At 73.3% G+C, this 17,561-nt stretch carries 22 protein-coding genes; 10 read left to right on the top strand and 12 right to left on the bottom strand.

Annotation, left to right across the window (positions count from 1 at the left end):
• Positions 1–68 precede the first annotated feature (68 nt).
• Positions 69–206: a hypothetical protein gene (locus tag RM445_RS18505; RefSeq protein ID WP_311557868.1), complete on the bottom strand. Its 138-nt coding sequence runs from the start codon at positions 204–206 to the stop codon at positions 69–71.
• A gap of 380 nt (positions 207–586) precedes the next feature.
• Here RM445_RS18505 and cysC point away from each other — a divergent pair, with 380 nt between their 5' ends.
• Positions 587–1,150, top strand: coding sequence for an adenylyl-sulfate kinase (cysC, locus tag RM445_RS18500; RefSeq protein ID WP_311557867.1), 564 nt, complete (start codon positions 587–589; stop codon positions 1,148–1,150).
• Positions 1,151–1,939 carry a sulfotransferase family protein gene (locus RM445_RS18495; protein ID WP_311557865.1) on the top strand — a complete coding sequence of 263 codons (789 nt, stop codon included), beginning with the start codon at positions 1,151–1,153 and terminating at the stop codon, positions 1,937–1,939.
• 103 nt (positions 1,940–2,042) lie between these two features.
• Here the strand turns inward: RM445_RS18495 and RM445_RS18490 are convergent, their stop codons facing one another.
• From RM445_RS18490 to RM445_RS18465, 7 genes are all read right to left on the bottom strand, one after another.
• Positions 2,043–3,332, bottom strand: coding sequence for a sulfate adenylyltransferase subunit 1 (locus RM445_RS18490; protein WP_311558049.1), 1,290 nt, complete (start codon positions 3,330–3,332; stop codon positions 2,043–2,045).
• 86 nt (positions 3,333–3,418) lie between these two features.
• A complete protein-coding gene (cysD, locus tag RM445_RS18485) occupies positions 3,419–4,333 on the bottom strand; it encodes a sulfate adenylyltransferase subunit CysD (RefSeq protein ID WP_311557863.1) in 915 nt (304 codons plus the stop codon).
• Positions 4,330–5,031 carry a phosphoadenylyl-sulfate reductase gene (locus RM445_RS18480; RefSeq protein ID WP_311557861.1) on the bottom strand — a complete coding sequence of 234 codons (702 nt, stop codon included), beginning with the start codon at positions 5,029–5,031 and terminating at the stop codon, positions 4,330–4,332. Before RM445_RS18480 ends, cysD begins: the two co-directional genes overlap by 4 nt.
• Complete coding sequence (locus RM445_RS18475; protein ID WP_311557860.1) at positions 5,028–5,195, bottom strand: Insertion element protein; 168 nt, start codon at positions 5,193–5,195, stop codon at positions 5,028–5,030. The genes RM445_RS18480 and RM445_RS18475 overlap by 4 nt, the downstream gene beginning before the upstream one ends.
• 24 nt (positions 5,196–5,219) lie before the next feature.
• Positions 5,220–6,905 (bottom strand): nitrite/sulfite reductase, encoded by a 1,686-nt coding sequence (locus tag RM445_RS18470; RefSeq protein ID WP_311557859.1) that lies wholly within the window; start codon positions 6,903–6,905, stop codon positions 5,220–5,222.
• 82 nt (positions 6,906–6,987) lie between these two features.
• Positions 6,988–7,074, bottom strand: a complete 87-nt coding sequence (locus RM445_RS32415) for a putative leader peptide (protein ID WP_397469361.1) — start codon at positions 7,072–7,074, stop codon at positions 6,988–6,990.
• Between the two features lie 61 nt (positions 7,075–7,135).
• Positions 7,136–7,687 (bottom strand): DUF2306 domain-containing protein, encoded by a 552-nt coding sequence (locus RM445_RS18465; protein WP_311557858.1) that lies wholly within the window; start codon positions 7,685–7,687, stop codon positions 7,136–7,138.
• On the opposite strand from RM445_RS18465, the gene RM445_RS18460 reads away from it, so the two are divergent.
• The 4 genes from RM445_RS18460 (at position 7,631) to RM445_RS18450 (ending at position 10,138) form a co-directional block, all read left to right on the top strand.
• The gene (locus RM445_RS18460; RefSeq protein ID WP_397469356.1) at positions 7,631–7,918 is read left to right on the top strand and encodes a TetR/AcrR family transcriptional regulator C-terminal domain-containing protein; all 288 of its coding nucleotides are present in this window, start codon (positions 7,631–7,633) and stop codon (positions 7,916–7,918) included. The two genes, RM445_RS18465 and RM445_RS18460, sit on opposite strands and share 57 nt — an antisense overlap.
• On the top strand, positions 7,918–8,043 hold the full coding sequence (locus RM445_RS32410) for a hypothetical protein (protein ID WP_397469355.1): 126 nt from the start codon (positions 7,918–7,920) through the stop codon (positions 8,041–8,043). The genes RM445_RS18460 and RM445_RS32410 overlap by 1 nt, the downstream gene beginning before the upstream one ends.
• A gap of 30 nt (positions 8,044–8,073) precedes the next feature.
• Positions 8,074–9,255, top strand: coding sequence for a radical SAM family heme chaperone HemW (gene hemW, locus RM445_RS18455; RefSeq protein WP_311557857.1), 1,182 nt, complete (start codon positions 8,074–8,076; stop codon positions 9,253–9,255).
• A gap of 76 nt (positions 9,256–9,331) precedes the next feature.
• Entirely contained in the window at positions 9,332–10,138 is an 807-nt protein-coding gene (locus RM445_RS18450) for an esterase/lipase family protein (protein WP_311557856.1), read from the top strand.
• A 9-nt stretch (positions 10,139–10,147) separates the two neighbouring features.
• Here the strand turns inward: RM445_RS18450 and soxR are convergent, their stop codons facing one another.
• The 4 genes from soxR to RM445_RS18430 all read right to left on the bottom strand — a co-directional run bounded on the left by soxR (position 10,148) and on the right by RM445_RS18430 (position 13,511).
• Positions 10,148–10,588: a redox-sensitive transcriptional activator SoxR gene (gene soxR / locus RM445_RS18445; RefSeq protein WP_311557855.1), complete on the bottom strand. Its 441-nt coding sequence runs from the start codon at positions 10,586–10,588 to the stop codon at positions 10,148–10,150.
• A gap of 72 nt (positions 10,589–10,660) precedes the next feature.
• Complete coding sequence (locus tag RM445_RS18440) at positions 10,661–11,491, bottom strand: ABC transporter permease (protein WP_311557853.1); 831 nt, start codon at positions 11,489–11,491, stop codon at positions 10,661–10,663.
• Positions 11,488–12,420 carry an ABC transporter ATP-binding protein gene (locus RM445_RS18435; protein ID WP_311557851.1) on the bottom strand — a complete coding sequence of 311 codons (933 nt, stop codon included), beginning with the start codon at positions 12,418–12,420 and terminating at the stop codon, positions 11,488–11,490. The genes RM445_RS18440 and RM445_RS18435 overlap by 4 nt, the downstream gene beginning before the upstream one ends.
• Positions 12,417–13,511, bottom strand: coding sequence for a hypothetical protein (locus tag RM445_RS18430; RefSeq protein WP_311557850.1), 1,095 nt, complete (start codon positions 13,509–13,511; stop codon positions 12,417–12,419). The genes RM445_RS18435 and RM445_RS18430 overlap by 4 nt, the downstream gene beginning before the upstream one ends.
• A gap of 228 nt (positions 13,512–13,739) precedes the next feature.
• Between RM445_RS18430 and hrcA the strand changes: the two genes are divergently transcribed.
• The 4 genes from hrcA to RM445_RS18410 all read left to right on the top strand — a co-directional run bounded on the left by hrcA (position 13,740) and on the right by RM445_RS18410 (position 17,517).
• Entirely contained in the window at positions 13,740–14,759 is a 1,020-nt protein-coding gene (gene hrcA / locus RM445_RS18425; protein ID WP_397469354.1) for a heat-inducible transcriptional repressor HrcA, read from the top strand.
• Between the two features lie 64 nt (positions 14,760–14,823).
• On the top strand, positions 14,824–15,984 hold the full coding sequence (gene dnaJ / locus RM445_RS18420; protein WP_311558048.1) for a molecular chaperone DnaJ: 1,161 nt from the start codon (positions 14,824–14,826) through the stop codon (positions 15,982–15,984).
• Positions 15,985–15,995: 11 nt separating this feature from the next.
• Positions 15,996–16,772 carry an alpha/beta fold hydrolase gene (locus RM445_RS18415; protein WP_311557848.1) on the top strand — a complete coding sequence of 259 codons (777 nt, stop codon included), beginning with the start codon at positions 15,996–15,998 and terminating at the stop codon, positions 16,770–16,772.
• A gap of 7 nt (positions 16,773–16,779) precedes the next feature.
• Positions 16,780–17,517, top strand: a complete 738-nt coding sequence (locus tag RM445_RS18410; protein ID WP_311557847.1) for a 16S rRNA (uracil(1498)-N(3))-methyltransferase — start codon at positions 16,780–16,782, stop codon at positions 17,515–17,517.
• The last annotated feature ends 44 nt before the right edge of the window (positions 17,518–17,561 follow it).

Here is a 17,561-nt window from a genome sequence, read left to right as displayed (position 1 = left end):
GGGCGAGCGGAGGTCCCTGGCCGCCGTCCGGCGGGCACGCGTCAGCGCGTCACCGCCGGGGCGGTACGTCAGCGACAGAACTCGTCGAACGCGTGTCCGCGACGCGACGGCCAGAACCGCTCGAGGTCGACGGCCGCGTTGCGGGTCGACGCGCGCCGACGCTCACCCGTGGGGGTGAGCGCTGCAGCAGGCAGCGTCGTATGCACGGCACCATCGTGCGGTGCGTCGCACACGCGCGACAACACGATGTCCGTGATGCGAGAGGCCACGGGAAATGTACGGACGTCCGTATCTCCCCTGCTCACCAGCGCTGTCTCGGCCGGGTGAACACCCAGGTGACACAGGTCTCCCGCGCAGTTCCCGGTGCGATTGCGTGGGCGCACCACACCGGGTGAGGATTCCTCCGTGTTCCGGACGCTGCTCGAGCCGTTCTGGCCGGGCCGTCGCGCTCACGCCTACGACCAGTTCTGTCGCTAGGCCGCGTCCGGGACGGGCCGACGTCCCGCCTGCGCGGTCGCCCTCCGGCCTGCTCACCCGTCTCCACACCCCTCCGGGAGTCCCGGTGTCCGACGAGAATCCTGCTTTCTTGCCCACCCAGCGCGGCGCGACGGTCTGGCTCACCGGGCTGCCCAGCGCGGGCAAGTCGACGATCGCCCACGGCTGCGAGCCCGAGTTGCGCGCCCGCGGACTGCGGGTCGAGGTGCTCGACGGCGACGCGGTCCGGCCGCACCTCGCCGCCGCCCGCGGCTACTCCCGCGACGACCGGGCGATCAACATCCGGCGGATCGGCTGGGTCGCGGAGCTGCTGGCCCGCAACGGCGTCCTCGTCCTCGTCTCGGCGATCGCGCCGTTCCGCGACGTGCGTGGCCAGGTCCGGGCCGCACACGAGGCCAACGGCACCGCCTATCTGGAGGTGCACGTCAGCACGCCGGTCGAGGTGGCCTCCGAGCGCGACGTCAAGGGCCTCTACGCCCGCCAGCGCGTCGGGGAGATCTCGGGCCTGACCGGCGTCGACGACCCGTACGAGGAACCGCTGAAGCCCGAGCTCGTCATCGCCGCGCACGAGCACCCCGTCGACGAGTCGGTGACGCTGCTACTCGAGTTCCTCACCGCGCAGGGGCTCGCCGGCCGCCCGGTGGCGGTGTCGTAGATGGGTCGGCTGCCCGACTTCCTCCTGCTGGGCGCCCCGAAGTGCGGCACCTCCGCACTGCACGCCGCGCTGGCCCGCCACCCCGGACTGTTCCTCTCCGAGCCCAAGGAGCCGAAGTTCTTCCTGACCGACGGACCCCCGCCCTCGTCGGGCGGCGGGCCGGGGGACCTCCCGACTTGGGGCGAGCACGTCTGGAACCGCGACGACTACGAGGCGCTGTTCGCCGCGGCCCCGCCCGGGGCGTTGTGCGGCGAGTCGACGGTGTTCTACCTCTACGACCGCGACGCGCAGGCGCGGATCCGCAAGCTCCTGCCGGACGCCCGGCTGATCGCGGTGCTGCGCGACCCCGCCGAACGCGCGCACTCGAACTGGGCGCACCTGCGCGGTGCGGGCCTGGAGCCGGAGGCGGACTTCGCGACGGCCCTGGACCGCGAGCCCGACCGGATCGCGGCTGGCTGGGCGCACTTCTGGCACTACGCCGCGCAGGGCCGCTACGGCGAGCAGCTCGACGACCTCTACGGGCTGTTCCCGCGTGAGCAGGTGCTGGTGATCCGCTACCGCGAGCTGCGCGACGCGCCGGGGGAGACCGCGGACCGGGTGTGCCGGTTCCTCGGCGTGGAGACGGGCCTGATCAGCGAGGTGCCGCGGCACAACGTGCGGCCGGACGTGCACGGGCGGACGTCCGGCGCGACGGCGGCGGAACGGGCGGCCGCGCTGCCGCGGTTCGCCGACGACGTGCCGCGGGTGGCGGAGCTGACGGGCTGGGATCTGGCCGACTGGCTGCGCTGAGCCCGCGAGTCGGCACGTTCGTCAGCGCGAGTCCGCACTCGGCCGGCCCGTTCCGGGCTGTCCGAAGTCCGAACTCGGCCTGCTGAACGTGCCGACTCGCGGGTTATCCCAGGGCGTCGGCCAGCGGGTAGCCGATCAACCCGGCGGCGAGCGTGTTGCCCGTCGGCGGGTCGATGAGCAGGAAGCTGCCCGTCGCACGGACGTCGGCGTACTCGTCGACGGGTAGCGCGTCCGCGGTCCGCACGCCGACGTGCGCGATGTCGTTGATCTGCAGCTGCGCCGGCGGCTCGACGAAGGTGAGGGTGTCGGGGTCGAGTCGTTCCGTGATCGCCCCGACGATCACCTGTGTGGTCCGGGTGCCGTGCTTGAGCAGCAACCGGGCGCCGGGGCGCAGCGGCTTCTCGGCCAGCCAGCACAAGGTCGTCTCGAGCTCGTCCGTCACCCGTGACGGGGCATCGGCCGCGGCCAGCAGGTCCCCGCGGGAGATGTCGATGTCGTCGGCGAGAAGGACGGTCACGCTCCGGCCCGCGCCGGCCACGTCCAGCGGGCCGTCCGCGGTCTCGACCGACGCCACCGTGGTCCGCAGGCCCTGCGGCAGGACCACCACCTCGTCGCCCGCCGACACGGTGCCCGATGCGACCTGACCCGCGTAGCCGCGGTAGTCGTGGAGCTCGTCCGTCCCTGCCGAATTCCTGCGCGGCCGGATCACGTACTGCACGGGCATCCGGAACGGTGCGTTCACCTCCGGCACGACCACGGGCACCGACTCCAGGTGTCCGAGCAGCGTCGGGCCGTCGTACCAGGGCGTGTGCTCGCTGCGGTCGACGACGTTGTCGCCCACCAGGGCCGATACCGGAATCGTGACCACGGCGTCGTCCGGGAAGCCCAGCGACCGCGCCAGTCCCGCGAAGTCCTTCGCGATCGCGGTCAGCGTCTCCTCGTCGTAGCCGACGAGGTCGATCTTGTTGATCGCGAGCACCAGCCGCGGCACGCGCAGCAACGCGAGCACGGCCGCGTGCCGGCGGGTCTGCTCGACGATGCCGTTGCGGGCGTCGACGAGCAGCACGGCGAGCTCCGCGGTCGACGCGCCGGTGACGGTGTTGCGCGTGTACTGCACGTGGCCCGGGGTGTCGGCCAGCACGAACTCGCGCTTCGGCGTCGAGAAGTACCGGTAGGCGACGTCGATCGTGATGCCCTGTTCGCGCTCGGCGCGCAGGCCGTCGACCAGCAGCGACAGGTCCGGGGTCGTCAGGCCCTTGTCGACCGACGCCCGCTGCACGGCCTCGATCTGGTCGGCCAGCACGGACTTGGTGTCGTAGAGCAGGCGCCCGACCAGCGTCGACTTGCCGTCGTCCACGGAGCCTGCCGTGGCGAAGCGCAGGAGGTCCTTCACGTGGCGCGGCTCGGCGGCGACGGGGTCGGCGTGCGGGGTGATCGCGTCGGCGGCCGTGGTAGCCATAGAAATCCTCTCAGGGCTCATCAGAAGTAGCCCTCCCGCTTGCGGTCTTCCATCGCGGCCTCGCTCATCCGGTCGTCCGCGCGGGTGGCCCCGCGCTCGGTGAGCCGCGACGCCGTGACCTCGGCGATGATCTCGTCCAGGGTCGTCGCCGACGACTCGACGGCGCCGGTGCAGGAGCCGTCGCCGACGGTCCGGTAGCGCACGGTCTTCGTCTCGAGCCGCTCGGCGCCCCGCGGGCCGCCCCAGGGACCCTCGGCCAGCCACATGCCGTCGCGGCGGAACACCGGCCGCTCGTGGGAGTAGTAGATCGACGGCAGTTCGATGTTCTCGCGCTGGATGTAGCGCCAGACGTCCAGCTCGGTCCAGTTGGAGATCGGGAACACGCGGACGTGCTCACCCGGGGCGTGCCGGCCGTTGTAGAGGTTCCACAGCTCCGGGCGCTGCTTGCGCGGGTCCCACCGACCGAACGCGTCGCGCAGGCTGATGATCCGCTCCTTGGCCCGGGCGCGCTCCTCGTCGCGCCGCCCGCCGCCGAACACCGCGTCGAACCGGTGCTCGTTGATCGAGTCGAGCAGTGGGACGGTCTGCAGCGGGTTGCGGGTGCCGTCGGGGCGCTCGGTCAGCCGGCCGTCGTCGATCCATTCCTGGACGTGCGCGACCTCCAGCCGCAGGCCCAGGCGCTCGACGAGCCGGTCGCGGAAGTCGATGACCTCCTGGTAGTTGTGCCCGGTGTCGACGTGCAGCAGCGGGAAGGGCACCGGCGCCGGCGCGAACGCCTTGACGGCCAGGTGCACCAGCAGAGTCGAGTCCTTGCCGCCGGAGAAGAGGATCACCGGTCGGTCGAACTCGCCGGCGACCTCGCGAAAGATGTGGATCGACTCGCTCTCCAGGACGTCGAGCGCGTCGAGGGACGGAGGCGTGATCGTGCGCGTCATGCGTGAAGGCCGCATTCTGTCTTGGCGATCCCGGCCCAGCGGCCGGAGCGCGGGTCTGCTCCTGGCAACGGCTTGACGGTGCAGGTGCGGCAGCCGATCGACGGGTAGCCCTCGTCGACCAGCGGGTTCACCAGCACGTGGTGCTCGGCGATGTAGGCGTCCATCTCCTCGTCGCTCCACGCGGCGAGCGGGTTGAGCTTGACGAGCTCGTGCTTCTCGTCGTACGTGACCAGCGGGGTGTTCGCGCGGGTGGGCGCCTCGACCCGCCGGACGCCGGTGACCCACGCGTCGTAGCCCGCCAGCGTGTTCCGCAGCGGGACGACCTTGCGCAGGAAGCAGCAGCGGTCCGGTTCGCGCGCGAACAGGTCACGGCCCAGCAGGGTGTCCTGCTCGGCGACGGTGTGCTCCGGCAGCGCGTTGACAATCTTGATGTCGTACATGGCGGCGACCGCGTCGCGCGTCCCGATGGTCTCGGGGAAGTGGTAGCCGGTCTCCAGGAACAGCACCTCGACACCCGGCAGGGACTTCGCCGCGAGGTCGACCAGCACGGCGTCCTGCATGTTCGACGCCACGATCATCCGGTGCCCGAACGTCTCGGCGCCCCAGGCGAGCACCTGCTCGGCCGAGGCGTCGGGGCCCAGGTCCGCCGCTCCCTGCGCTGCCACAGCACGCAGGTCAGTCATGGTCGACCCAGTCATCGGCTCACCTCCGGTATCCCGATCCCGATCATCTTCACGGCGAAGGTCCGCAGGCAGGACGCGCAGTACCAGGCCCCGTGCGGGACCCGTTCTGTCTGTTCCGCGGGCCGAAGATCCTCTTCGCCGCAGTACGGGCAGTAGAAGGGCACCGCGCGCTCAGACATTCCCGGCCCGATCCCTGCGGTCCATCATTTGAGATCGTCTTCGGCGGCCCGGACGACCCACTGCGCGAACCGCTCGTCCGGCTCCCGCTGCTCGACGAACCGCCGCACGAGGCGGTCGACGTAGTCGCCCAGCTCGGCGCTGGTGACCTTGAGCCCGCGCAGCTTGCGGCCGAAACCGGCGTCGAGCCCCAGCCCGCCGCCCAGGTGGACCTGGAAGCCCTCGACCTGGTTGCCCTCGGCGTCGGTGACGATCATGCCCTTGAGGCCGATGTCCGCGACCTGGGTCCGGGCGCAGGCGTTGGGGCAGCCGTTGAGGTGGATGGAGATCGGCACGTCGGGGTGCACGTCGGCCAGGCGCTTCTCCAGCTCCTCGACCAGCCGGATCGCGCGCTCCTTGGTCTCGACGATCGCGAGCTTGCAGAACTCGATGCCCGTGCACGCCATGGTCGAGCGCCGCCACACCGACGGTTCGGCCTGCAGGCCGATCGTGTTGAGCTCGGCCTTGAGCGCGTCGACCTTGCCGTCCGGCACGTCGAGCACGACGATCTTCTGCTGCGGGGTGAGCCGGACCCGACCGGAACCGGCACGCTCCACGGCGTCGGCCAGCGCGACGAGGGTGGTGCCCGAGACACGGCCCGACGCCGGGGCCAGGCCGACGTAGTTGAGCCCGTCGCGCTGCTTGTGCACGCCCACGTGGTCGATCGGGCGCTCCGGGGTCGCCGGGGCGGGCCCGTCGACCAGCTTGCGGTGCAGGTACTCGTCTTCCAGCACCTGACGGAACTTCTCGACCCCCCAGTCCGCGACGAGGAACTTGATCCGCGCGCGGTGCCGCAGCCGGCGGTAGCCGTAGTCCCGGAAGATCGAGATGACGCCTTCCCAGACGTCGGGGACCTCGTCGAGCGGCACCCAGACACCGAGCCGCTGGGCGATCTTCGGGTTCGTCGAGAGCCCGCCGCCGACCCAGAGGTCGAAGCCCGGACCGTGCTCGGGGTGCACGGCGCCGATGAAGGAGATGTCGTTGACCTCGTGGGCGACGTCCTGCTGCCACGAGATCGCCGTCTTGAACTTCCGGGGCAGGTTCGAGAACGCCTTGTCGCCGATGTAGCGCTCGAGGATCGTGTCGATCGCCGGCTGCGGATCGATCTCCTCGTTCGCGGCGATCCCGGCCACAGGAGAGCCGAGGATCACGCGGGGCGTGTCGCCGCACGCCTCCGTGGTGATCATCCCGAGGCTCTCGAGGCGCTGCCAGATCGCCGGCATGCTCTCGATCTCGATCCAGTGGTACTGGATGTTCTGCCGGTCCGTGACGTCCGCGGTGTCGCGCGCGTAGGTCTGGCTGATCTCACCGAGGGCGCGAAGCTGCTCCGTGGTGAGCGCGCCGCCGTCGAGCCGGACACGCAGCATGAAGTAGCTGTCGTCGAGCTCCTCGGGCTCCAGCGCCGCGGTGCGTCCACCGTCGATCCCCGGGCGGCGCTGCGTGTAGAGGCCCCACCAGCGCATCCGGCCGCGCAGGTCGGCGGGGTCGATCGAGTCGAACCCGCGCTTGCTGTAGACGTTCTCGATCCGGGCGCGGACGTTCAGCCCGTCGTCGTCCTTCTTGGTGCGCTCGTTCGGGTTGAGCGGCTCGCGGTGGCCGAGCTTCCACTGGCCTTCGCCGCGCTTGCGCTTGGGCGCAGCCGTTCGGCCGGGTGTGGTCGTGCTGGGGGGCATGTGCCTGCCTCCGGATCGCGGCCGTGCGCTGCAACCGGTGCATCCGGCAGCGCCCGGCGCCGTGGTGGGTACGGGCGCGGGACTAGCGGCCGTGTCGACAGAGAGCGCTGCTCACCCGGTGCAGGTCCACGTGGCGGCGGGCCACGAGACGCAGGGTCAGCGCAGACATGTCCCCAGAGTGCCACCTCGGACGCCCGCGATCCATCGGCGACCGGATCCTGGGAGTGGACTCACACGGCCCGGTGGCACCGCCGGCTCTGCGGTCGCAGCACCCACCACTCGACGACGAGGAGGTTCACGACCCAGCTCGACCAGACCGAGGCCCCGGCCGCCGCGCGGCAACCAGTGCCGCCGGGTCGTCGCCGAGGAACGGGCTGAACAGCAGGAAGTAGGCCACGAGCAACATCCGGTTGACCACGATGGAGAACGTCAGCGCGACGCTGCGGAGCATCCAGCGGCGGTGGTCCCCGTAACGGTGGGCGGGCCGCCCGGTAGCCGGCGACGCCGGTGATGAGCCAGAGGACGGCGAGGGCGGTATTGCCGACGGACGGGACCGCGCCGGTGCTGCTGACCGGCGCGACGGCGAGGACCGCGAGCCCACCGGGGAACACGCCACCGAACAGGTAGGCCCGGCCGGACCAGCGGTGGACGGCCGGATGGGTGCGGCGCAGCCAGGGCCAGATCTGCAGGCACGCGGTGACCAGAGCGACCGAGCCGAACAGGATGTGGGTGACCAGCAGCGGATAGTGCAGCGGCAGGTCAGGACGCTCTTCCGGCGCCACCCGTGGACACTCCCGCTGGTCACCACCGCGCGTCGGATGGGCCCGCAGGAATGCGCGTGGGGCGAGACCGCCCTGCGGGTGATCGCCGAGGCCGACATCGCCCCCGCCGACCGAGGCTGGGTCCTGCAGCTGGTGAACGGCTACGTCCGGGGTGCCGCGGTGCCCGTCGCCGATCGCGCCCCCGACCCCGCCGCGATCGAACGCTCGGGCCGTCGGCCGAACTGCCGCTGATGCTCGCACTGCTGGCCGCGCCCCCGCCGGGACCGGGTGACGACGACGCCGGTTTCGAGTTCGGGCTCGCCCGCGTCCTCCACGGTGTGGAGGCGCACTTCCGTCTGTGGGGCGAGGGCACGTAGCCCGCGCGCGGAGTTGGCACACTGGATGTCGTGCCGCCCTCCACCGACCGGGTCCCATTCGGGATCTATGTCCACGTGCCGTTCTGCGCTGCGCGCTGCGGCTACTGCGACTTCAACACCTACACGCCGTCCGAGCTGGCGGGCTCCGGCGCGTCCCCGGACGGGTGGCTGGACGCGGTGCGCCGCGAGCTGGAGCTGGCGCGGTCCGTCGTCGGGTCCCGCCCGGTCGACACCGTGTTCGTCGGCGGTGGCACGCCGTCGCTGCTCGGGGCGGAGCGGCTGGCGACAGTGCTCGACGAGGTCCGGTCGACGTTCGGGCTGACGCCCGGCGTCGAGGTGACGACCGAGAGCAACCCCGAGTCGACGTCGCCGTCGTTCTTCGAGGGCCTGGCCGCGTCCGGCTTCACACGGGTCTCGCTGGGGATGCAGTCGGCGGCCCCGCACGTTCTGCGCTTGCTGGAGCGCCGGCACACGCCGGGCCGGGCGGTGGCGGCGGCGCGGGAGGCCCGAGCCGCGGGCCTCGAACACGTCAACCTCGACCTGATCTACAGCACGCCGGGGGAGACGGACGACGACCTGAGGGCGTCGCTGGACGCCGTGTTGGCGGCCGGCGTGGACCACGTCTCGGCCTACTCGTTGATCGTGGAGGACGGCACCGCCCTGGCGCGGCGGGTGGCCCGCGGGGAGGTGCCGGCTCCGGACGACGACGTGGCGGCGGCGCGCTACGAGCTGATCGACGACCGGCTGACGGCCGCGGGCATGCCCTGGTACGAGGTGTCGAACTGGGCCGCGTCGCCGGAGGCGCAGTGTCGGCACAACCTCGGCTACTGGCTCGACGGCGACTGGTGGGGGCTGGGCCCGGGGGCGCACTCGCACCTGGACGGCGCCCGCTGGTGGAACGTCAAGCACCCGGCGCGCTACGGGGCCATGCTCGAAGCGGGGGAGTCGCCGGAGGCCGGCCGCGAGGAGCTGACGGAGTCCGACCGGGCGACGGAGCGGGTGATGTTGCGGCTCCGCCTGGTGTCCGGCCTGGCCGTGGAGCTGCTCGACGACGCGGGTCGTGCCGCGGCGGAGCAGGCGGCGGTGGACGGTCTCCTCGACCCGGTCGCCCTGACCGAGGGGCGCGCCGTCCTCACCTCACGCGGGCGCCTGCTTGCCGACGGTGTCGTGCACCGGCTCCTCGCCGGAGACCCCACCCCGGTGCCCGCCTGATGCGCGACTCGCGCTGTCGAACGTGCCGACTCGCGCGCCCGAACGTGCCGACTCGCGGGTTGTCCGGGGGTGAGACGTGAGCCCGCGGCGGCGGCTGTTGGTCGCCGTGGTCGTGGCGTTGCTGCTGGTCGGCGCGGGGGTCGTCGGAGTGCGGCTCCTGTCCGCGCCGGCTCCCGCGACCGATCCCGTCGCGCCCCCCGCGCAGGACCGTCCCGGTCCGGTGCTGCTCGTCCCCGGGTACGGGGGGTCGCGCAGCGGCCTGCAGCAGCTCGCGACGCGGATCGAGGCCACGGGTCGGTCCGCCACCGTGCTGACGCTCGTCGGCGACGGCACGGGCGACCTGTCCACGCAGGTCGCGGTGCTCGACGCCGCCGTCGACGCGGCGTTGGCGACGGGCGCACCGTCCGTGGACGTCGTGGGGTACTCGGCCGGGGGTGTGGTGGCCGGGCTCTGGGTCGCCCGGGACGACGGCGCGAACAAGGCCCGGCGCGTCGTCACCCTCGGAGCCCCGCTGGCCGGGACGTCGCTGGCCGCGACGGCCACGGTCGTCGCCCCGGACGCGTGCCCGGCAGCCTGCCGCCAGCTCGCGCCCGGGAGCGCGGAGATCACCGAGCTGACCCGGGACCGGGTCGGCGAGGCGCTGCCGTGGCTGTCGGTCTGGACGGCCGACGACGAGACGGTCACCCCACCCGGGGCCGCGTCGGCGTTGGACGGGACGACGCAGGTGCAGGTCCAGGCGGTGTGTCCCGGGGCGCGGGTGACGCACTCCGCGCTCCCGACCGACCCCGCGGTCACGGGCGTCGTCCTGCGGGCCCTGTCACCCGACCCGCTCGACGCCGCGGTGACGGGCGTCGACTGCGCGGAGCTGCGCGCGGCGGGCTGACGGACGGCGTCAGGGCGTGGCGGGGAGCAGCCGGCGCGGCCCCGGGCCTTGGCTGCCCATCTCGTCGGCCGGGTTCGCGAGGTGGCAGCGGTCGAGCGACAGGCAGCCGCATCCGATGCAGTCGCCGAAGTCGTCGCGCAGGTGCTGGAGATCCCGGATCCGGTCGTCGAGTCGCTCCTGCCAGCGGGCCGACAGCTCCTGCCAGTCGTGGCGGTTGGGCGTGCGGCCGTCGGGCAGTGTCGCGAGCACCGCGGCGATCTCCGCCAGCGGGATCCCCACCCGCTGCCCGATGCGCACCAGCGCCACCCGCCGCAGCGTGTCGCGCCGGTAGCGGCGCTGGTTGCCGCTGGTCCGGCGGCTCGTGATAAGGCCCTTCTTCTCGTAGAAGTGCAGGGCCGAGACCGCGACGCCGCTGCGTGCCGACAGGTCTCCGACGGTCAGCTCGTCCACGACCCCGAGCTTAGTCGAGGTTCGAACCGCGAACTCGCGCCGTCGAACTCGCGGACTCGCGGACGCCCTCGATCAGCTCGTGACGTCCTTCGTCGCGAAGTTCGCCCACGCCGCCCCGAACGCCACCAGCACGTACCCGGCCTGCACCGCGGCGCCCTCACGGACGGACGGCCAGAGGATCGGGTCGCGGTAGAGGTCGATCCACGCCAGCCAGTGCGCCGTCGGCAGGTACGGCTCGATCACCCCGGCGGCGTCGAGGGGCTGCAGCGCCGCGCTGGCGACGACCAGCGCGAGCACGCCGAGCGCCGCGGCGAGCGGTGAGTCGGTCAGCGTGGAGAAGAACAGCCCGACGGCACCGAGCGCGAGCATGCACAGCGCGAGGTAGCCGACGACCAGCGCGGTGCGGCCCAGCAGGTCGACCGGGCTCAGCACCGCCCCGGACAGCGACGTCACCCCGCCCGCCCCGCCGAGCTCCGCGTCCGGCCCGAAGCCGAAGAGCGCGACCCCGACGACGTACCCGGTCACGGTGACGAACAGCACCGCGAGCAGCACGAACACCATGATCGACACGAGTTTGGCCAGGAGGAGACGCAACCGTCCGACCGGGCGGACGAGCAGGTAGCGCAGGGTGCCGGCGCTCGCCTCCCCGGCCACGGCGTCGCCGGCGACGATCGCGACGGTGATCGGCAGGAACACCGGCAGGACGAGCGCGAGGGCCGCAGCAGGGAAGAGCTGGCCATTGCTCACCACCGCCGACAGGAACGCGCCGCCGCGGCCGGGCGGCGGGGCCAGGCCGGTCACGGCAAGGAGTACGGCGACCAGCGCCGGAAGCGCGCACAGCAGCGCCCAGCACAGCCAGACCCGGCGGCGGCGCAGCAGCAGGCTCAGCTCGACGCCGGTCATCGACGCGCCTCGTTCCCGCTCGTGTCCACCCGGTCCGCTCCCTGTCCGGTCAGTTCCAGCACCACCTGCTCCAGGCTCCGACGCTCCGGCGCCAGCTCGGCCACGCGGACGCCGGCCGCGACGAGCCGGGCGTTCAGTGCCGCGGGGTCGTCGTGGCGCACGACGACGAGGTCACCGGAGCGCTCGACGACCCGCCCGTCCAGCTCGGCGACGACCGCGGCCGGGTCCGGGGTCCGCAGCAGCACCCGTCCGGTCGGGGCGCGCAGCACGGTCATGTCCTCCTCGAGCACGAGCCGCCCCGCATCCATCACGCCGACGCGGTGGCACAGCGCGTCGACCTCACCGAGCAGGTGGCTGGACAGCACGACCGTGGTGCCGGCCGCGTTGAGCGCGACCAGCAGGTCGCGCATCTCGCCGATGCCCCGCGGGTCGAGGCCGTTCGTCGGCTCGTCGAGCAGCAGCAGCTCGGGCGCGCGCAGCAGGGCGGCGGCGATGCCCAGGCGCTGGCGCATACCAAGCGAGTAGGCCCGGACGGGGCGCCGGTCGATCCCGCCGAGGCCGACCCGCTCGAGCGCCTCGTCGACCCGCTGCCGCCTGCCCCGTCCGCCGCCCGGTCCGGCCGCGTCGATGAGGCGCAGGTTCGCGCGCCCGGACAGGTTCCCCCACGCCGCCGGGCCCTCGACCATGGCTCCGACCCGGGGGAGCACCCGCGCCGCGCGGCGCGGCATGGGCTCGCCGAGCAGTTCCACCTCGCCCGCCGTCGCGTGCACGAGGCCGAGCAGCACCCGCACGAGCGTCGTCTTGCCCGAGCCGTTGGGCCCCAGCAGCCCGAACCGGATGCCGGCGGGGATGCGCAGGTCCACCCCGGCGACGGCCGTGACGCGCCCGAACCGCTTGACCAGGCCGCGGGTGACGATCACATCGGTCACGCCCGTGCCCCCGACAGCTCGACCACTGCCCGCTCCAGCACCTCGGGCTCGACGGTGCCCACCAGCAGCACGCTCCCTCCCCGGCCACCGCGCACCGCCAGCGACAGCAGGGGCGTGCCGATCCGGACGGCCCGCCCGCGCGGCACACTGATCGCCACGCCGCCGGCCGCCGCGGCCCCGTCGAGCACCCGCCCGGCGATGCCGCGGCTGACGGGAACGAGCACGAATCCCGCGAGCCCGGCGCCGTAGACCCCGACGCCCGGCAGTTCGTCGCCGGTGAGCGCGACGCGTGGGCGGCCGGCGAGCTGTGCGGGCGGGGCGGGGGCGTCGAGCACGCGGAGCGCGCCGCCCAGGTCCGCCGCGGCGGCCCGGACCCGGCTGCTGCCCGGCGGCCGCGGGGGGACGAGCACGGCGGGGTCCGGGGCGCGCAGTGCGACCTCCTGCATCGTGCTGATCAGGAGCGGAACGCCGGGATCGGTCTTCGGGGCGACCTCGACGTGCAGCGGCAGCCCGGTGCCCGGATCGGCCCACACGTCGACCCGCCCCACGGTCGTGTCCGGGTCGGCCGGTGAGAGCCGCAGCCCGGCGGCGGGCATGCTGGCGATCCGGCGGGCGGGCAGCGTCGTGGCGAGGTCGTCGGGTGCCTGCCGGAGCAGACGCCTGCCCAGCTCGGGCGGCAGCAGGTCGGCGGCCCGGGGCAACCGCAGGGAGGCGGTGCCGGCAAGCACCGTGAGCTGGTCGAATCCAAAGTCCCAGACGTACTCGCGGCCGTCGACGCGGTACACGTCGCGCTCGCCGACGGGCGTCAGCTCGTCGGCCCGCCACCGTTCCGGGCCCGCGACCTGGCCGCGGATGCGGGTGACGCCGGTGAACAGCGCCGTCGTCGACTCCAGGGCCGGCAGCTCGGGCAGCGCGATCCGCCCGGTCGCCTCGGCGAGCCCGACCCACGGCTGCGTGCTGCTGCCGAGGATCCGCCGGCGCAGGTCGTCCGCCTCGGTCGCGCCGGCACCGACGGGTAGTGCGTCGCGCAGCGGAACCGCCCCGACGAGAGCCGCAGCTCCGGCGGCGACCAGCAGCCAGCGCCTGCTCACGCCTCGCCCGGTCACCGGGCGTACCGACACCACGTCACGCCACGTTGCCATCCGCGGCGTGAGGCCGATGTGGGCGCGCAGCCACCGGGAGCGCCGAACTTCTGGCACTTGCCCGCGCCGAGTGCCATCTAGAATGGGACCACAGGGTCAGTCACTCCACCTGCGGACCGCCGCCTTGCTTCGCTGCGGCGACGATCTGCAGGACAGGATCTGGGCGGGGAGGTGCGGGTGAACGCCGAGGAGCGCCGGTTCGCGGTACTGCGTGCGATCGTCGCCGACTTCGTACGCACCCAGGAGCCCGTCGGCTCGAAGATGATCGTCGACAGGCACAATCTCGGCGTGTCGAGCGCGACGGTCCGGAACGACATGGCTGCGCTGGAGGACGAAGGGCTCATCGTCCAACCGCACACGAGCGCCGGGCGGGTCCCGACCGACAAGGGCTACCGGCTGTTCGTCGACAAGCTGGCGCAGGTCAAACCGCTGTCCCCGGCCGAACGCCGGGCCGTGCAGGCGTTCCTCGACGGGGCGATCGACCTTGACGACGTGCTGCGGCGCAGCGTCCGGCTGCTCGCCCAGCTCACCCGCCAGGTCGCCGTCGTCCAGTACCCGACGCTCACGCGCTCGACCGTCCGGCACCTCGAGGTCGTCGCGCTCACCCCGGCCCGGCTGATGCTCGTGCTGATCACCGACTCCGGCCGGGTGGACCAGCGCGTCGTCGACCTGGGCGAGGTGCTGACCGACACGGATGTCGCCGCGCTGCGCAACATGATCAACGGTGCCCTGGTCGGCCGGCCGCTCGCTGCGGCGTCGGCCGCCGTCGCGGAGTTGCCGCTCACGGCGCCGGGTGAGCTGCGGGGCGTGGTCACCACGGTGTCGTCGGTGCTGATCGAGACGCTGGTCGAGCATCCGGAGGAGCGCCTCGTGCTGGGCGGCACGGCCAACCTCACGCGCAACGCCGCCGACTTCCCGGGCTCCCTGCGCCAGGTGCTGGAGGCGCTGGAGGAACAGGTCGTGGTGCTCAAGCTGCTCGCCGCCGCGCAGGACCCCGGTACCGTGACGGTGCGGATCGGCGAGGAGAACGAGTCCGAGCAGATGCGCGCCACGTCCGTCGTATCGATCGGCTACGGGGCCAACACGGTGCTGGGCGGGATGGGCGTCGTCGGACCCACCCGGATGGACTACCCGGGCACGATCGCGGCGGTGCACGCCGTCGCCCGTTACGTGGGTGAGATCCTGGCAGGGCGTTGACGCCGGTCAGACGCTTTCATCGCTGGAGAAGGACCGACTGAGAAGGACCATGGGGAACGCAGGGGTGGCGAGGGACTACTACGGGATCCTGGGTGTCGGGAGCGACGCCGGGCCCGACGAGATCAAGCGGGCGTACCGCAGGCTCGCCCGTGAGCTGCATCCCGACGTCAACCCGGACGGGGCGGCGCAGGAGCGCTTTGCCGAGGTGAGCGCAGCGTACGAGGTGCTGTCCGACCCGGAGAAGCGGCGGATCGTGGACCTCGGGGGCGACCCCCTGGGTAACGGCGCAGCCGGTGCTGCGGGTGGCGACCCGTTCAGCGCCTTCGGGCTCGGCGACATCATGGACGCCTTCTTCGGCGGAGGTGCCGCAGGCGGCCGCACCCGCGGCCCGCGCAGCCGCGTGCAGCCCGGCGCGGACGCGCTGATCCGCATGCAGCTCACGCTCGAGGAGTGCGCGACGGGCGTCACCCGGGACCTGGCGGTCGACACCGCCGTCCTGTGCGCCGAGTGCACGGGCTCCGGGGCGGCACCGGGCAGCCGGCCGACACGCTGCGACATCTGCGGCGGCCGGGGCGAGGTGCAGAGCGTCCAGCGCTCCTTCCTCGGCCAAGTGGTCACCAGTCGGCCGTGCCCGAACTGCCGCGGCTTCGGCGAGGTCATCCCCGAACCGTGCCAGCAGTGCGGCGGCGACGGGCGGGTGCGCTCGCGGCGCACCGTCGGTGTGCGGATCCCCGCAGGTGTCGCCGACGGCATGCGGGTGCGGCTGGCCCACCAGGGCGAGGTCGGCTCGGGCGGCGGCCCGGCGGGCGACCTGTACGTCGAGGTGGACGAGGTGCCGCACGAGGTCTTCACCCGCGACGGGGCCGACCTGCACTGCACCGTCCAGCTCCCGATGACGGCCGCGGCCCTGGGCACCACCCTGGAGCTGCCGACGCTCGCGGGCAGCGAGGAGCTGCACATCGAGCCCGGCACGCAGACGGGCACGGTGCGCACGCTGCGCGGCAAGGGCATGCCCCGACTCCGCTCGACCGGCAGGGTCGAGGGCCAGGGCGACCTCATGGTGCACGTCGACGTCGTCGTCCCGACGCGGCTGGACAAGGAGCAAGCCGACCTCCTGCGCAAGCTCGCCCAGCTCCGCGGTGAGGAGCAGCCGGATCTGGGCATGGGCAACCGCAACGGTCACGGCTTGTTCTCCCGGCTGCGCGACTCGTTCGGGGGGCGCTAGGGTCCCCGGCCGTGGAAGCGGTGGTCGACCTCGGCGGGGTGCGCACCTGGTACGCGGTCGACGGAGCCGGTGAGCCGCTGGTGTACCTGCACGGCGGCTTCAGCGACTCCGACGAGCTCGATCCGGTGCACGCGCAGTACGCGGCCCGTTTCCGGCTGTACACGCCGGATCGCCGCGCGCACGGTCGTACCGCGGACGTCGAGGGCCCCCTCGACTTCGAGATGGTCGCCGCCGACACGATCGCGTTCCTGGAGCAGGTCGTCGGCGGGCCCGCCCACCTCGTCGGCTTCAGCGACGGGGCGACGGCCGCGCTGCACGTCGCGCTCCGCCGCCCGGACCTGGTGCGTCGGATGGTGATGATCAGCGGCCAGTTCCACCGCGACGGCCTGCTGCCCGACCTGTTCGGCGACGACCTGGCGGCGGCCGCGGCGGGGATGGTCGAGAGCCCGCTCGCGAAGCGGTACGCCGCCGTCTCGCCGGACGGCGCCGAGCACTACCCCGTGGTCGCCGAGAAGATCATGCGGATGGCGTTCGAGGAACCACAGCTCGACGTCGCCGAGCTCCGCGGGGTGCAGGCCCGCACCCTGGTCGTGTCGGGCGACGACGACGTGGTGCGGTTGGAGCACACGCTCGCGCTCTACCGCGGCATTCCCGACGCCGAGCTGGCCGTCGTCCCCGGCACGTCGCACGTCCTGATCCTCGAGAAGCCCGACCTGGTCGCCCGGCTCGTGCTCGACTTCCTCACCACCGAGCCGGTGGCCACGAGAATCCCGATCCGCCGCAAGTGACCCGCACGTGACCACTGCGCCCCTGTTCCTCGTCGACGCGCTGCCGACCGGCGACACCGCGGTCCTCGACGGCCCGGAGGGCCGGCACGCCGCGACGGTCAAGCGGCTGCGGGCGGGGGAGAGCCTGGTGCTGGCCGACGGGCGGGGCGGGCTCGCCCACGCCGTCGTGACCGCGGTCGAGAAGGACGCGCTGCGGCTGGACGTCGTCGACCGGCGCTCGTTGGCGCCCCCGGCACCCCGGGTGCTGCTCGCCCAGGCGCTGGTCAAGGGCGACCGGGGCGAGCTGGCCGTCGAGCTCGCGACCGAGGCGGGGGTGGACGCGGTGCTGCCGTGGCGGGCGGCGCGGTGCGTCGCGCGCTGGGAGGCCGGGCCGCGCGGGGAGAAGGCGCTGGCCCGCTGGCGGACGACGGCGCGGGAGGCCGCGAAGCAGGCGCGGCGCCCCTGGGTGCCGGTGGTCGAGGAGCCGGTGACGACGGCGGCGCTCGCGCAGCGGGTCGCGGCCGTCCCGGTCGCACTGGTGCTGCACGAGTCGGCGACGGACGGCCTGGCGTCGATCGACCTGCCCGCGGAGGGCGATCTCCTGCTCGTCGTCGGTCCCGAGGGCGGGATCGCGGACGACGAGCTGGACGCCCTCGTCGTGGCGGGTGCGCGGTCGGTGCGGCTGGGTCCGGAGGTGCTGCGGGCGTCGACCGCCGGTGCGGTGGCGCTCGGCGCGCTGGGCGTGTTGACGAGCCGCTGGACCTGACGCGACGCCGCGCGCGATGCTGGGGCTCCCGATCATGTGAGGAG

It is taken from the genome of Pseudonocardia charpentierae (genome assembly GCF_031845345.1).
GTDB classification, from domain to species: domain Bacteria; phylum Actinomycetota; class Actinomycetes; order Mycobacteriales; family Pseudonocardiaceae; genus Pseudonocardia; species Pseudonocardia charpentierae.
Note: the sequence above shows the minus strand (reverse complement) of the source record. Positions and strands in the feature narration are given on the sequence as shown.

Excerpts from the sequence above, each read along its gene's own strand:
- cysD (WP_311557863.1), bottom strand. The coding sequence starts at position 4,333 with ATGACGCGCACGATCACGCCTCCGTCCCTCGACGCGCTCGACGTCCTG.
- RM445_RS18470 (WP_311557859.1), bottom strand. The coding sequence starts at position 6,905 with ATGCCCCCCAGCACGACCACACCCGGCCGAACGGCTGCGCCCAAGCGC.
- RM445_RS18475 (WP_311557860.1), bottom strand. The coding sequence starts at position 5,195 with ATGTCTGAGCGCGCGGTGCCCTTCTACTGCCCGTACTGCGGCGAAGAG.
- RM445_RS32415 (WP_397469361.1), bottom strand. The coding sequence starts at position 7,074 with ATGTCTGCGCTGACCCTGCGTCTCGTGGCCCGCCGCCACGTGGACCTG.
- RM445_RS32410 (WP_397469355.1), top strand. The coding sequence starts at position 7,918 with ATGCTCGCACTGCTGGCCGCGCCCCCGCCGGGACCGGGTGACGACGAC.
- RM445_RS18480 (WP_311557861.1), bottom strand. The coding sequence starts at position 5,031 with ATGACTGGGTCGACCATGACTGACCTGCGTGCTGTGGCAGCGCAGGGA.
- RM445_RS18495 (WP_311557865.1), top strand. The coding sequence starts at position 1,151 with ATGGGTCGGCTGCCCGACTTCCTCCTGCTGGGCGCCCCGAAGTGCGGC.
- RM445_RS18440 (WP_311557853.1), bottom strand. The coding sequence starts at position 11,491 with ATGACCGGCGTCGAGCTGAGCCTGCTGCTGCGCCGCCGCCGGGTCTGG.